This is a genomic window from Streptomyces sp. bgisy100, assembly GCF_057709105.1.
The window spans coordinates 74,935-89,121 of sequence record NZ_JBYITE010000014.1 but is presented as its reverse complement, the minus strand read 5'-3'; the positions used below and the strand labels follow the sequence as shown (position 1 = coordinate 89,121).

Here is a 14,187-nt window from a genome sequence, read left to right as displayed (position 1 = left end):
GCATCGGCGGCGCTTCGACGAGCCCCCAGCCCTCCGCCTGCAGGATGCGCGGCTCGCGTGCCCTGCCGACGGACGACCTACGCGGAACCTCCCGGCGCCGTCGCGGTCAGCCCGGCGGCCGTGGGTGGGGCGGCCATGACTGCCTCGCGGTCGGGCGCGAGCGGGTCGGTCACCGTGCCGCTCTCCTCATCGAGCAGCCCCTGCGCCAGCCTGGTCACCGCAGCGGGGACCGGCGGCGCCAGGTCGGCCGTGGCGCGGAGACCGGACAGGACGTCGTCGGGTCGTACGGCAGGTGTCGCATGCCGAACAACCAGCCGCAGTATCGCACAGGCGCCGACCTGCGGCCTATCAGCCGGTCCCGCGGATGCCTCGAGGCGTGCGACCGCGCCGCGCGCATCGAAGGTCCGCAACCCGTTTTTCGTACGGCGCTCGACCTCGACGGTCTCCTCGGCGAGGAAGGCCGCCACGGCGCGCTCGGCCTCGTCGAGGGGCACCCCGTCGAGCCGGAGCTCCCAGACCGAGGCCTGCAGCCGGTCGGCGAGCCCGGAGGTCCGGGCCTCCACCGCGTCGATGATGTCGAGGCCGGACGGCATCGACTCGTCGAGGAGCTGCCGCAGCGTCTCCGGGTCCCGCTCCTCGGTGAGCGCGATCTCCAGGTAGTCGGCCTCGCTGCCCGTGCCGGTGGGTGCGGCATTGGCGTACGACACCTTGGGGTGCGGGGTGAACCCGGCCGAGTACGCCATGGGTACCTCGGCGCGGCGCAGCGCCCGCTCGAAAGCGCGCTGGAAGTCGCGGTGGCTGGTGAACCGGAGGCGGCCGCGCTTGGTGTAGCGCAGTCGGATGCGCTGCACCGCGGGTGCGGGCGGGGGGCCTTCGGGCTGTCGCTTGCCCAGTGTCCTTCAGTCCTTCGTGAGTGCTGTCGTACTGCCCACCAAGAGTACGTCCCGGGAGGGCCGCCGGTTCCCGCCGTCGTCTCGGGCAGGCGCCGGGGCCCGGGCCGGGTGCGCGGCACCTGGGGGCGGCACGGGGGCAGCAGGTGGTGGTCCGGACCCGCCGCGGGCCGGTCCGGACCACCATCGGGTGACAGTGGCCGGACCGGCCCAGGGTGCCGGTGCGCCGCGGTGCGTCCGCGGCGGGTGCGCTACTTGACGACGGTCAGCGGCAGCAGCTTCTTGCCGGTCGGGCCGATCTGGATGCTGGTGTCCATCTGCGGGCAGACGCCGCAGTCGAAGCACGGGGTCCAGCGGCAGTCCTCGACCTCGGTCTCGTCGAGCGAGTCCTGCCAGTCCTCCCAGAGCCAGTCCTTGTCGAGGCCCGAGTCGAGGTGGTCCCAGGGCAGGACCTCCTCGTAGGTGCGCTCCCGGGTGGTGTACCAGTCGACGTCGACGCCCTGGGCGGGCAGCGCCTTCTCGGCGCACCGCATCCACAGGTCGTACGAGAAGTGCTCGCGCCAGCCGTCGAACCGGCCGCCCGACTCGTACACCTCGCGGATCACCGCGCCCACGCGCCGGTCGCCGCGGGAGAGCAGGCCCTCGACGATGCCGGGCTTGCCGTCGTGGTAGCGGAAGCCGATGGAGCGCCCGTACTTCTTGTCGCCGCGGATCTTGTCGCGCAGCTTCTCCAGCCGCGCATCGGTGTCCTCGGCGGACAGCTGCGGGGCCCACTGGAACGGGGTGTGCGGCTTGGGCACGAACCCGCCGATGGAGACGGTGCAGCGGATGTCGTTCTTGCCGGAGACCTCACGGCCCTTGGCGATGACGTTGACCGCCATGTCGCCGATCTGGAGCACGTCCTCGTCGGTCTCGGTGGGCAGGCCGCACATGAAGTACAGCTTCACCTGACGCCAGCCGTTGCCGTACGCGGTCGAGACGGTCCGGATCAGGTCCTCCTCCGAGACCATCTTGTTGATGACCTTGCGGATGCGCTCGGAGCCGCCCTCGGGGGCGAAGGTGAGGCCGGACCGGCGGCCGTTCCGGGTGAGCTCGTTGGCCAGGTCGATGTTGAACGCGTCGACCCGGGTGGACGGGAGGGACAGGCCGATCTTGTCCTCCTCGTAGCGGTCCGCGAGACCCTTGGCGACATCGCCGATCTCGGTGTGGTCCGCGGAGGAGAGGGAGAGCAGGCCGACCTCTTCGAAGCCGGTGGCCTTGAGCCCCTTGTCGACCATGTCGCCGATGCCGGTGATGCTGCGCTCCCGCACCGGCCGGGTGATCATTCCCGCCTGGCAGAAGCGGCAGCCGCGGGTGCAGCCGCGGAAGATCTCCACCGACATCCGCTCGTGCACGGTCTCGGCGAGCGGCACCAGCGGCTGCTTCGGGTACGGCCACTCGTCCAGGTCCATGACGGTGTGCTTGGAGACCCGCCACGGCACGCCGGAGCGGTTCGGCACGACCCGGCCGATCCGGCCGTCGGCCAGGTACTCGACGTCGTAGAACCGCGGCACATAGACGCCGCCGGTCTTCGACAGGCGCAGCAGCAGCTCGTCGCGGCCGCCGGGGCGGCCCTCGCTCTTCCACGCCCGGATGATCTCGGTGATCTCCAGGACGGCCTGCTCGCCGTCGCCGATGACGGCGCAGTCGATGAAGTCGGCGATCGGCTCCGGGTTGAACGCCGCGTGACCGCCGGCGAGCACCACCGGGTGGTCCTCGGTACGGTCCTCGGCCGCCATCGGGATGCCGGAGAGCTCCAGCGCGGTGAGCAGGTTGGTGTAGCCGAGCTCGGTGGAGAAGGACACGCCGAGCACGTCGAAGGCGCCCACCGGGCGGTGCGAGTCGACCGTGAACTGCGGGACGTCGTGCTTCCGCATGAGCTCTTCGAGGTCCGGCCAGACGCTGTAGGTGCGCTCGGCGAGGACGCCCTCGCGCTCGTTGAGGACCTCATAAAGGATCATGACGCCCTGGTTGGGCAGCCCGACCTCGTAGGCGTCCGGATACATCAGCGCCCATCGCACATCGCAGGATTCCCACGGCTTGACCGTGGAATTCAGCTCGCCGCCGACGTACTGGATCGGCTTCTGGACGTGCGGGAGAAGCGCTTCCAGGCGGGGGAAGACCGACTCGACAGGCATTCTCAGCGTTCTCTCGTGAGCGGGCACAGGTGACCCTCAAGGGTAACGTGCCCGACAGGTCACGCCGACGGGTGAAGCCGGACCCGGCCGGGCGGCCGGTCACCGCCGCCGCGGGCGGGGTCCGGCACACCCGCTCCCGTCACCCCCGCAGCGCCGTCCGGTACTTCTTCCGCGAGGCTTCCTTCCAGGCCCGGGGCAGTTCGTGCTCGCGGGCGGCGGCGCGCATCTCCTCGTGCCCGTAGAGGACCCCGAAGGTGAAGGCGCTCTCCCCCGCGGCCTGGGACCGGAGGGCGAGGTCCCGCAGGGCGTCACGGGCGACGACGCTGTCCTGATGGTCCCCCAGGACGTCCTGGAGGTTCTTCATGTGCCGGACGAACCGTTTCGCCGGCTTCCCGATGGCCGGCTCGGCGGTCTCCGCGGCGTAGCGGGTGCGCTTGGCGGCCTTGCGCGCCTCGTGCATGGCCACGTCCCGCTCGTGGCCCTCCGGGGTGTCCAGGGCCTTCGCCATCCGCCGGGAGAGCCGCCGGGCCTCCCGCAGCACGGCTCCGGGCAGCACCTCCATCGGCGGGCGGCCGGCGTCGGGCAGCAGCGGCGGGTCGGCGACGAGCCGGTCGAGGGTGGTGAGGAGGTCGAGGTAGCGGTGGCTGTCCAGGACGCCGATGACCTGGTGGCGCGAGCCGCTGCGCCGGGCGTTCGACCAGGTGCGGAGCCGGCCGCGGACCGGGCCGACGAGCAGGGTGTGCGGCAGTTCGGCCAGCCGCTCGTGGAGGCGTTCGGTGAGCACCTCGCGGTCCCGGTCGACGCCCAGCTCGGCCGCGAGCCACTTCAGCTCGTCGCCGACGGGGTCGGTGACCTCCCGGTCGAGGACGGTGCGGAACGACCGGAAGGCGCTGCGCAGCCGGCGGGTGGCGACGCGCATCCGGTGGACGGAGTCAGGCTGGTCCCGGCGGACGGCCGGGTCCAGCTCGATGATCGCGGTGACCTGGGTGCGCAGATAGCGCAGGAGGTGGTCGCCGGCGGTGGGCCGCTCGGGGGGCTCGGTTCTCCGGCCGGGCTTCGGCTTCTTCTTCCCCTTCCCCCCTGCCGTCCCCTTCTTTCCCGCCTTCTCGCTCTTTCCCGCCTTCTCCGTCATCCCGCTCCTGCGGGCCGTGTCCGCCCAGCCGGGCGTCCCGGCCTCCGAAGGTCCCCCCGCTCCCTCGGTGGCCCCGTCGGTCTCCCCCGCCGCGCCCGTATCCCCCGTAACGCCGGGGGCGGTCTCCGCGAGGGCCCGCGCCAGCTTGGACGGACCGGCCGCGCGGCGCGCCCCGGCCGCCAGGAGCGCCTGCTCGACGGTGTCGAGGAGGTCCGGGCCGGTCCCCTCGCGCAGCTCCGCCTCGATCTCGGTCCACCGGGCGGTGCCCGACCCGCCGGCGAGCCGTTCGGCGGTGACCGCGTCGACGCACACCTCGGCGAGCACCGCGCCGTCCGCGCCGACGAGGTGCCGCAGGTCCCGGTCGGTGCGCAGCCGGACGACGGGGACGAGCGGGGCGTCGCGGACCCGGGAGCGGACGAGGGCCGCCAGGTACCGCGGCACGTCCTCGGAGAGCGGGGCGCGGATCTCCTCGCGGGTGTCGGGGCCGACCGGCAGCTTGAGGTGCCAGCCCTCGTCGTCGCCCCCGGTGCGGCGGCGCAGCGTGATGCCGTCCGCGGCGAGCCGCTCACCGGGGGTGTCGTAGTAGACGGCGTCCAGGCCGGTGACGCCCCGGTCGGCCACGGACGCGACCCCGGGGACGCCCGTGAGGTCCGGCAGCCCGTCGGCCTCGGGGGTCTCGTACTTGCGCTCGATCTCCCGCACCTGGTCGGCCATGACTCTTATCTACCCGCGGAACCCCGTTTCGATCGGCTGCCGGTCCGCGGGCCGGGTGCCCGCCGCCTCAGGCGGACACCCGTCGCTGCACCTTGATGGACTCCAGCAGCCCGACCGCGATCCAGACGGCGAACATGGAGGTGCCGCCGTAGGAGACGAACGGCAGCGGCAGACCGGCGACCGGCATGATGCCGAGGGTCATCCCGATGTTCTCGAACGCCTGGAAGGCGAACCAGGCGGTGATCCCGGCGGCGACGACCGTGCCGTACAGCTCGGTGGTCTCGCGGGCGATCCGGCAGGCGCGCCAGAGGATGACCCCCAGCAGCACGAGGATCAGACCGGCGCCGAGGAAGCCCAGCTCCTCACCGGCGACGGTGAAGATGAAGTCGGTCTGCTGCTCGGGCACGAACTGGCCGGTGGTCTGGTGGCCGTTGAACAGCCCGGTGCCGCTGAGCCCGCCGGAGCCGATCGCGATGCGTGCCTGGTTGGTGTTGTACCCGACCCCGGCCGGGTCGAGCTCGGGGTTGGCGAACGCGGCGAACCGGTTGATCTGGTAGTCGTCCAGCAGCCCGAACTGCCAGACGGCGATCGCTCCGGCCGCGCCGGCGCCGATGAGTCCGAGCACCCAGCGGTTGGAGGCGCCGGAGGCGAGCAGCACACCCAGCACGATCACCACGATCACCATGACCGAGCCGAGGTCCGGCATCAGCATGATGATCCCGACGGGCAGCGCGGCCAGCCCGAGGGCCTGGACGACGGTGCGGTGGTCGGGGTGCACCCGGTCGCCCGCGTCCACCCGCGTCGCCAGCAGCATCGCCATCCCGAGGATGATCGTGATCTTGGCGAACTCGGAGGGCTGGAGGGAGAAGCCGCCACCGATCTGGATCCATGCGTGCGAACCGTTGATGGTGGAGCCGAGCGGGGTGAGGACGGCGGCGGTGAGCAGGATGGAGAGGCCGTACAGCACGGGCACCGCGCCGCGCAGGGTGCGGTGGCCGAGCCAGATCGTGCCGATCATGAGGGCCAGCCCGATCCCGGTGTTCAGGACGTGCCGGAACAGGAAGTAGTACGGGTCGCCCTGGTTCAGCTCCGTGCGGTTGCGGGTCGCCGACCAGACGAGCAGCGAGCCGAGGGCCGACAGGGCCAGGGCCGAGCCGAGCAGTATCCAGTCGACCCGGCGCACCAGCGAGTCGCGTGCGGTGAGCTTGCCCCAGGTGCCCCGGTCGGGGGTGTACCGGCTGATGGAGAAGCTGGAGGATCCGGCCATCAGCCCCGCCGCCTCTCCACGGCCGCCGCCTGCTCGACGGTGTCGGAGTCGCTCGGCGCCTCCGGCTTGTACGGCTTGACGGGCTGGGACTCGATCGAACCGTCCTTCTCGATCTTCGGCAGCTTCTTCTGCGGCTCGGGGAGCAGAGCGCGCTTCTTGTCGATGCCGCCCTTCGCGTCGATCCCGTACAGCGCGTTGTAGATGTTGCGCACCGCGGGACCGGAGGCGCCGGATCCGGTACCACCCTGCGAGATCGTCATGACGATCGAGTAGTCCTTGGTGTAGGTCGCGAACCACGACGTGGTCTGCTTGCCGTAGACCTCCGCCGTACCGGTCTTGGCGTGCATCGGGATCTCGTCCTGCGGCCAGCCGCCGAACCGCCAGGCGGCGGTACCCCGGGTGGCGACTCCGGCGAGGGCGTCGTCCATCTGGCTCATGGTCTTCTTCGTCACCGGCAGCTTGCCGTGCGCGGCGGGCTTGATCTCCTCGACGTGCTTGCCGTCGGGGCTGACGACCGCCTTGCCCACGCTGGGGTTGTAGAGCGTGCCGCCGTTGCTGATCGCGGAGTAGACGGACGCCATCTGGATGGGGGTGACGAGGGTGTCGCCCTGTCCGATGGAGTAGTTCACCGCGTCATAGGCGTGCAGCTTCATGCCCTCCAGGCAGCCTTCGCGGGCGAGCAGCGTCTGGAAGTCCTTCTTGCCCGGCCACGCCTTGGCCTGCTTGCACCAGCTGTCCTTGTTGGCCTTCCAGAAGGCCTTCTTCCACTGGCGGTCGGGGACGCGGCCCCGGACCTCGTTCGGCAGGTCGATCCCGGTCTCCTTGCCGAGGCCGAACTGGTGCGCCGTCCTGAAGAACCAGTCCTTGGAGTTCTTGTCCGGCTTGAGCCCGCCGTCCTTCTTCCACTGCTGGTGGGCCAGGGCGTAGAAGACCGTGTCGCAGGAGACCTCCAGGGCGCGGCCCAGACCGATCGCGCCGTGGCTCTGCGACTCGAAGTTCTTGAAGACCTGTCCGCCGATGCTGTACGAGCTGCCGCAGTTGTAGCCGCCGTTGAAGTCGTACCCGGCGTTCACCGCGGCGGCGGTGGAGACCACCTTGAAGATCGATCCGGGGGCGGCCTGCCCCTGGATGGCCCGGTTGAGCAGCGGGTAGTTCGACTTCTTGCTGGTCATCCGGCTGTAGTCCTTGCCGGAGATGCCGCCCACCCAGGCGTTGGGGTCGTAGTCGGGGTTGGAGGCCATCGCCACCACCCGGCCGGTCTTGGCCTCCATCACCACGACCGCGCCCGCGTCCGCCTCGTAGTGGCGGTTGGTGTTGCGGTCCATCTGCTTCCGGGCCTCCTTCATGGCCCCGTCCAGCTCCTTCTCCGCCACGCCCTGCACCCGGGAGTCGATGCTGGTCACCACGCTGGACCCGGCGACGGACTTGTCGCTGCGGTCCTGTCCGATGACCCGGCCCAGGTTGTCCACCTCGTACCGGGTGACACCGGCCTTGCCGCGCAGGTACTTGTCGTAGCTGCGCTCCAGGCCGGAGCGGCCGATCTGGTCCGAGCGCAGCAGCGGCGAGCGGGTGTTCTTGGCCTCCTCGATCTCGTCGTCGGTGACGGGCGAGAGGTAGCCGAGCACCTGGGAGGTCCGGGACTTGGCCGGCGCGGGGTAGCGGCGGACGGCGGTGGGCTCGGCGGTGATGCCGGGGAAGTCCTCGGCCCGCTCACGGATCTGCAGCGCCTGCTGGGTGGTGGCCTCGTCGGTGACCGGGATGGGCTGGTAGGGCGAGCCGTTCCAGCAGGGCTGCGGGGTCTTGGCGTCGCAGAGCCGGACCTTCTCCCGCACCTCCTCCGGCTTCATCCCCAGGACTCCGGCGAGCCGGTCCAGGACGGCCTTGCCGTCGTCCTTCATCTTCAGCAGATCGGTGCGGCTCGCGGAGACGACGAGGCGCGTCTCGTTGTCGGCCAGCGGCACGCCGCGGGCGTCCAGGATGGCGCCGCGGGTCGCGGGCTGCACGACCTGCTGGACGTGGTTGCTGGCGGCCTCGTGGGCGTACTCGTCACCGTTGCGGATCTGGAGGTACCAGAGCCGGCCGCCCAGGGTGAGCAGCAGTGAGAACACCAGGATCTGCAGGGCGACCAGGCGGATCGTGACCCGGGGAGTGCGTCCGGTGGCGGGGATGTTGGTCATAGCGCGAAGCGCTTCCCTTGACGGTGGCGGAGGGTGACGGGCGGGCGGACGGCGGAGGCCCGGCGGGCGGCTGCTCCGGCCGCCTTCATAGCCGCTTGACCCCCTTCAGGCGTCCCGCGCCGCTCCGGGGGGACCCGCCGAGCAGACCGCCGCGCCGCCCGCCGCGGAGCCGGCCGGGGGAGCTGGTGCGGCCGCCGCCCTTGCGGGGCTTCAGCAGACTGCCGGTGGTCGCGAAGCCGCGGAGGGCGTTGTCGGCCCCGCCGGAGCCGCTGGAGGACTCGGCCATCGGGTCGTTGTCCGCGCGCCGGGCCAGGGCCATGACGCCCGGCACCACGAAGGGCGCGAGCAGCAGGTCGTAGACGGCGGCGGTGAGGACCAGTCCGACGAGACCGACCTGACGGGCCGCGGTGTCACCGACGAGGGCGCCGACCCCCGCGTACATCAGGGTGGTGCCGACGGCCGCGCCCACGACGACCAGCAGCGGGCCGACCGCCGAGCGGAGCCGCCCGGTCTCGGGCTTCGCCAGGCCGGCGAGGTAGCCGACGACCGCCAGGACGAGGGCGTAGCGGCCCACCGCGTGGTCGGCCGGGGGCGCCAGGTCCGACAGCAGGCCCGCGCCGAAGCCGACGAGGGCGCCGCCCACGTGGCCGTAGACGAGGGCGAGCGCGAGGACGACGAGCAGCATCAGGTCGGGTACCGCGCCGGGCAGTTGGAGCCGGGCGAGGATGCTCACCTGGACGACGAGCGCGACGACCACCAGCGTGGTCGAGAGCAGGATCCGGTTGAGACGCATGGGAGGTCAGCTCCTGGTGGGGCTCGCGGCGGCCGGGGTCCGGAGGTAGGCGGCGGGACTCGCCCCCTCATCGGGTGAGTCGCCGCCGGCCGGCCCGTCCGGCTCCTCCGCGGCGTCGGCGTCCCCGCCGGTGTCACCGCGGGTGTCCTCACCGCGGTTGCCCCCGTCGGCCGGCTCACTGCCTTCCTGGGACGGGCCCTCGGACCCGTCGGCCGACGGCGTGGCCGTGACGGTCACCGTGGGCGTCGGCTTCGGCTTCACCGCCGGCGGCAGCACCGCGTCCCGCGGGTCCTTGCGCGGCGGCTGGACGACGACCCCGACGATGTCGAGCTTGGTGAATCCGACGTAGGGGCGGACCTGGAGGGTCCGGGTCAGACCGCCGTTCGCGGGGTCGACGCGGACGACCTCGCCGACCGGCACCCCGGGGACGAACGGCTTGTCGGCACGCGAGCCGAAGGTGACCAGCCGGTCCCCCTTCTCCACCCGGGCCTTGCCGTTGAGCAGCTGCACCTGGAGCGGGCGGTCGCCCTGTCCGGTGGCGAAGCCCAGCTCGGCGGAGTTCTCCATCCGGGTGCCGACGGTGAAGTCGGGGTCGTTGGCGAGCAGTACGGTCGCGGTGGACGGGCCGACCGTGGTGACCCGGCCGACCAGCCCGTCGCCGTTGAGCACGGTCATGTCGCGGACGAGGCCGTCCTTGCGGCCGGCGTCGATGGTGACGGTCCAGGAGAAGCCCTGGGCCGCTCCTATGGCGATGACCTCCGCGCCCTTGATGCCGTACCGGCCGGCGCCCGCCGTCTTCAGCATCTTGTCGAGCTCCGCGGCCCGGCCCCGGGTGCGGATGTCGCTGCCCAGCTTGGTCTTGAGCGCGGCGTTCTCGTGTTCGAGTCTGCTGATCCGGTCGTGCCGCTCACCCGAGTCGCGGACGGCGCCGATGGCGTTGCCGATGGGATTCACCGCCGAGGCCACGCCGTTCTCCACGGGCCCGAAGGCCGACGCGGCGGCCTGCCGGGCGCTGTCGAGCGGCGAGTCCTCGCCACCGCGGATGTCCACCGTGATCAGTGCGAACGCGATGGCGATCAGCAGCACCAGGAGCAACCGGCTCTCTCGTGTGTCCCTCACGTGCGGCGGCCGTGCCTTCCTCGTGGGACCGGTCGGCTGCGGGCCCGGCCGGTCGGGAGTGTCAAACCTGAAAGCGAACAGGCGGTGGGTCGAATGCCGTTGTTCTGTTGTGGAGACGATCCGCCGCCGGGGAACGGGCCGCCGCGCGGGAGCAGGTCACCCGCGCGGCGGCATCCGTCCCAGCGTCATCTGCGCGGCTGGGCGTCCAGGACCTGCTGCAGCGCCTCGAACTCCTCGACGCACTTGCCGGAGCCGAGCGCGACCGAGTCCAGCGGGTCCTCGGCGATGTGGATCGGCATCCCCGTCTCCCGGCGCAGCCGCTCGTCGAGGCCGCGGAGCAGCGCGCCGCCGCCGGTGAGCACGATGCCCCGGTCCATCACGTCGCCGGAGAGCTCGGGCGGGCACTTGTCGAGCGTCGTCTTGACCGCGTCGACGATCGAGTTGACCGGCTCCTCCATGGCCTTGCGGACCTCGCTGGCGGAGATGACGACCGTCTTCGGCAGACCGCTGACCAGGTCGCGGCCGCGGATCTCGGTGTGCTCGTCCTCCTCCAGATCGAAGGCCGAGCCGATGGTCATCTTGATGTTCTCCGCGGTCCGCTCGCCGAGGAGGAGGCTGTATTCCTTCTTGATGTGCTGGATGATCGCGTTGTCCAGCTCGTCACCGGCGACCCGGATCGACTGGGCCGTCACGATGCCGCCGAGGGAGATGACCGCGACCTCGGTGGTGCCGCCGCCGATGTCGACCACCATGTTGCCGGTGGCCTCGTGGACCGGGAGGCCCGAGCCGATCGCAGCGGCCATCGGCTCCTCGATGATGTGCACCTGGCGGGCACCCGCCTGGGTGGACGCCTCGATGACGGCACGGCGCTCGACACCCGTGATGCCGGACGGCACACAGACCACGACGCGGGGGCGCGCGAGATAGCGACGCTTGTGGATCTTCAGGATGAAATAGCGGAGCATCCGCTCGGTGATCTCGAAGTCGGCGATGACGCCGTCCTTGAGCGGCCGTACGGCGACGATGTTGCCGGGGGTGCGGCCGATCATCTTCTTTGCTTCGGCACCGACCGCCAGGATGCCGCCCGTATTGGTGTTGATGGCGACGACGGATGGCTCGTTGAGGACGATCCCGCGACCCCTGACGTACACCAGCGTGTTGGCGGTCCCGAGGTCGACAGCCATGTCACGGCCGATGAACGACATATTGTTCCCCATGAGGATACGTCTGGCCTTCCCAGCTGGAACGATGATGACTTGTAGGTCGGCAGGGCGGGCGCTGTGGGCGTGGAGGTTTCCATCGTAGTCACGCTCGCGGGAACGCGCCGCTAGGGTTACTCCGCCATTGTCAGCGGAACACGCGCCTACCCCCGTATTGGTGACGTCGTGTCGGAGTGACAGGTTCCCTCAATCATCTCGCATATGCCAAGGGGCGACCGAATAAAATCGATCGCCCCAGGTCACAAGCGGATTACGGCTAACGGGGCGTCAGGCGACGCCGGGGAAGAAAATCTTCATCTCACGCTCTGCGGACTCCTCGGAGTCCGAGGCATGGATCAGATTCTCCCGGACAATGGTGCCGAAATCACCCCGGATACTGCCGGGTGCCGCGGCAATCGGGTCGGTCGGCCCCGCCAGGGTCCGCACGCCCTCGATGACACGCTCGCCCTCGACGACCATCACCACGACCGGGCCGGAGGACATGAACTCCATCAGCGGCTCGTAGAACGGCTTGCCGACGTGCTCGCCGTAGTGCTGCTCCAGCACCCCGCGGTCCAGGTCACGCAGCTCCAGCGCACTGATCGTCCAGCCGGCCTTGCGCTCGATCCGGCCGATGACCTCGCCGATCAGACCGCGTCGTACGGCATCGGGCTTGAGAAGGACGAGCGTACGCTGGCTCACGGTGCGGACTCCTTAGCTGTGTTCTCCGGGCGCGGTGACAGATGCGGCCGACGCCGCGCGGCCCGGGCCCCCGCAACAAATGTGCGGATGCGAAGAGGCTACATGGGTGATCGGCCGGGCCGTCACGCGACGCCCTCCCCCGCTTCCGCCGCCTGGGCGGCGAACCGGGCCTTCGCCTCGTCGATCTTCCGGCCGAAGTGGACCGAGGTCCACCACAGAGCAGCAAAGCACGCGCCGAGGAAGAACATCGCCGGGACGACGAAGCCGGCCGCGATCAAACCGATCTGCAGCGCCCAGCCGACCGGCACCGCCCCGGGCCGGGACAGCATGCCGCACAGCAGCACACAGAGCAGCATGGCGACACCGCTGACCGTCCAGACGGTGGCGGGCGACAGGTCCGTCATCTGCATGGCGACCAGACCGGCGAAGCCGATCACGAAGAACTCGCCGATCAGCGTGGAGGCGCAGAGGGTCCGCATCTCATCCCTTTCCGAGCAGCAGCCGGGCCTCGCCGACCGTGATCACCGAACCGGTCACCAGCACACCCGCGCCGGAGAACTCGCTCTCCTCCTCGGCCAGCGTGACCGCGGCCTCCAGAGCGTCGTCGAGCCGCGGCTCGACCTGCACCCGCTCCTGGCCGAACACCTCGACCGCGAGCGCCGCGAGCTCGTCCACGTCCATGCCCCGGTCGCTGGAGTTCCGGGTGATGACGACCTCGGCGAGGATCGGCTCGAAGGCCTCCAGGAAGCCCTTCACGTCCTTGTCGCCGCTCATGCCGATCACTCCGATGAGCCGGCTGAAACCGAACGCCTCGGTGACGGCCTCCGAAGCGGCGCGGGCGCCCGGGGGGTTGTGCGCGGCGTCCAGGATGACCGTCGGGCTCTTCCGGACGATCTCCAGCCGGCCCGGGGAGACCACCGAGGCGAAGGCGGAGCGGACCGTCTCCGGGTCGAGCGTCCGGGCGTGCTGCGAACCGATGCCGAAGAACGCCTCGACGGCGGCCAGCGCCACCGCGGCGTTGTGCGCCATATGGGCGCCGTGCAGCGGCAGGAAGATGTCCGGGTACTCACCGCCCAGGCCGCGCAGCGTCAGCAGCTGCCCGCCGACCGCGACCTCCCGGGTGGTGACGCCGAACTCCATGCCCTCCCGGGCGACGGTGGCGTCCACCTCCACCGCGCGCTTGAGCATCACCTGGGCCGCGTCCACCGGCTGCTGGGCCAGGACGACGGTGGCGTCCTGCTTGACGATGCCCGCCTTCTCCCCGGCGATCTCGCCCGGCGTGGTGCCCAGCCGGTCGGTGTGGTCGAGCCCGATCGGGGTCACCACGGCCACCTGGCCGTCGATCACATTGGTGGCGTCCCAGGTGCCGCCCATGCCGACCTCGACGACCGCCACGTCCACCGGGGCGTCCGCGAAGGCCGCGTAGGCCATTCCGGTGAGCACCTCGAAGAAGGACAGCCGGTGCTCCTGCGCGGCGTCGACCATCTCGACGTACGGCTGGACGTCCCGGTACGTCTCGATGAACCGCTCGGCGTCGATCGGAGCGCCGTCCAGGCTGATCCGCTCGGTCACCGACTGCACGTGCGGGCTGGTGTAGCGGCCGGTGCGCAGCTCGAACGCGGTCAGCAGGGCCTCGATCATGCGGGCCGTGCTGGTCTTGCCGTTGGTGCCGGTGATGTGGATCGAGGGGTAGGCCCGCTGCGGCTCGCCGAGGACGTCCATCAGCGCCTCGACGCGCACCAGCGACGGGTCGAGCCTGGTCTCCGGCCAGCGGCCGGCCAGCTCGTTCTCGACCTCCCGCAGCTGCCGGTCGGTCTCCGGGTCCGTCGGGCGGGCCGGGATCCCGTCCCCCTGCGGCGGCCCGGCCTGGGCGCGCAGGGTGCGGCTGCCGGCCTCGATCACCGCCAGGTCGGGGTCGCGGTCGGTCTCCGCGTCGACGATCTCGTCGAAGGAGTCGGGGGCGTCGGCGTCGTCGTGCTGGGGGCGCTCACTCACGCCCCCAGTCTACGGAGCCCCG

11 protein-coding genes are annotated in these 14,187 nt (G+C 71.1%); all 11 read right to left on the bottom strand.

Annotation, left to right across the window (positions count from 1 at the left end; all coding sequences use genetic code 11):
• Positions 1-77 precede the first annotated feature (77 nt).
• The 11 genes from AC3EQ1_RS12710 to folC all read right to left on the bottom strand — a co-directional run bounded on the left by AC3EQ1_RS12710 (position 78) and on the right by folC (position 14,165).
• Positions 78-851 (bottom strand): TIGR03936 family radical SAM-associated protein, encoded by a 774-nt coding sequence (locus tag AC3EQ1_RS12710; protein WP_432094419.1) that lies wholly within the window; start codon positions 849-851, stop codon positions 78-80.
• 290 nt (positions 852-1,141) lie between these two features.
• On the bottom strand, positions 1,142-3,067 hold the full coding sequence (locus tag AC3EQ1_RS12705; RefSeq protein WP_432094418.1) for a TIGR03960 family B12-binding radical SAM protein: 1,926 nt from the start codon (positions 3,065-3,067) through the stop codon (positions 1,142-1,144).
• A 139-nt stretch (positions 3,068-3,206) separates the two neighbouring features.
• On the bottom strand, positions 3,207-4,913 hold the full coding sequence (locus tag AC3EQ1_RS12700) for a CYTH and CHAD domain-containing protein (protein ID WP_432094417.1): 1,707 nt from the start codon (positions 4,911-4,913) through the stop codon (positions 3,207-3,209).
• Positions 4,914-4,980: 67 nt separating this feature from the next.
• Entirely contained in the window at positions 4,981-6,180 is a 1,200-nt protein-coding gene (gene rodA, locus AC3EQ1_RS12695; protein WP_432094416.1) for a rod shape-determining protein RodA, read from the bottom strand.
• Positions 6,180-8,357, bottom strand: coding sequence for a penicillin-binding protein 2 (mrdA, locus tag AC3EQ1_RS12690; protein WP_432094415.1), 2,178 nt, complete (start codon positions 8,355-8,357; stop codon positions 6,180-6,182). The genes rodA and mrdA overlap by 1 nt, the downstream gene beginning before the upstream one ends.
• 85 nt (positions 8,358-8,442) lie before the next feature.
• Positions 8,443-9,150 carry a rod shape-determining protein MreD gene (mreD, locus tag AC3EQ1_RS12685; RefSeq protein WP_432094414.1) on the bottom strand — a complete coding sequence of 236 codons (708 nt, stop codon included), beginning with the start codon at positions 9,148-9,150 and terminating at the stop codon, positions 8,443-8,445.
• A 6-nt stretch (positions 9,151-9,156) separates the two neighbouring features.
• Positions 9,157-10,269 carry a rod shape-determining protein MreC gene (mreC, locus tag AC3EQ1_RS12680; RefSeq protein WP_432094413.1) on the bottom strand — a complete coding sequence of 371 codons (1,113 nt, stop codon included), beginning with the start codon at positions 10,267-10,269 and terminating at the stop codon, positions 9,157-9,159.
• Between the two features lie 185 nt (positions 10,270-10,454).
• On the bottom strand, positions 10,455-11,474 hold the full coding sequence (locus AC3EQ1_RS12675; RefSeq protein ID WP_351512064.1) for a rod shape-determining protein: 1,020 nt from the start codon (positions 11,472-11,474) through the stop codon (positions 10,455-10,457).
• Positions 11,475-11,756: 282 nt separating this feature from the next.
• Positions 11,757-12,170 carry a nucleoside-diphosphate kinase gene (ndk, locus tag AC3EQ1_RS12670; protein ID WP_388845961.1) on the bottom strand — a complete coding sequence of 138 codons (414 nt, stop codon included), beginning with the start codon at positions 12,168-12,170 and terminating at the stop codon, positions 11,757-11,759.
• A gap of 122 nt (positions 12,171-12,292) precedes the next feature.
• Positions 12,293-12,649, bottom strand: a complete 357-nt coding sequence (locus AC3EQ1_RS12665; RefSeq protein WP_388845963.1) for a DUF4233 domain-containing protein — start codon at positions 12,647-12,649, stop codon at positions 12,293-12,295.
• A gap of 1 nt (position 12,650) precedes the next feature.
• A complete protein-coding gene (folC, locus tag AC3EQ1_RS12660) occupies positions 12,651-14,165 on the bottom strand; it encodes a bifunctional tetrahydrofolate synthase/dihydrofolate synthase (protein WP_432094412.1) in 1,515 nt (504 codons plus the stop codon).
• Positions 14,166-14,187 lie beyond the last annotated feature (22 nt).

Coding starts and splice junctions, on each gene's coding strand:
- AC3EQ1_RS12665 (WP_388845963.1), bottom strand. CDS start 12,649: ATGCGGACCCTCTGCGCCTCCACGCTGATCGGCGAGTTCTTCGTGATC.
- AC3EQ1_RS12705 (WP_432094418.1), bottom strand. CDS start 3,067: ATGCCTGTCGAGTCGGTCTTCCCCCGCCTGGAAGCGCTTCTCCCGCAC.
- AC3EQ1_RS12700 (WP_432094417.1), bottom strand. CDS start 4,913: ATGGCCGACCAGGTGCGGGAGATCGAGCGCAAGTACGAGACCCCCGAG.
- mreD (WP_432094414.1), bottom strand. CDS start 9,150: ATGCGTCTCAACCGGATCCTGCTCTCGACCACGCTGGTGGTCGTCGCG.
- AC3EQ1_RS12675 (WP_351512064.1), bottom strand. CDS start 11,474: ATGTCGTTCATCGGCCGTGACATGGCTGTCGACCTCGGGACCGCCAAC.
- rodA (WP_432094416.1), bottom strand. CDS start 6,180: ATGGCCGGATCCTCCAGCTTCTCCATCAGCCGGTACACCCCCGACCGG.
- mrdA (WP_432094415.1), bottom strand. CDS start 8,357: ATGACCAACATCCCCGCCACCGGACGCACTCCCCGGGTCACGATCCGC.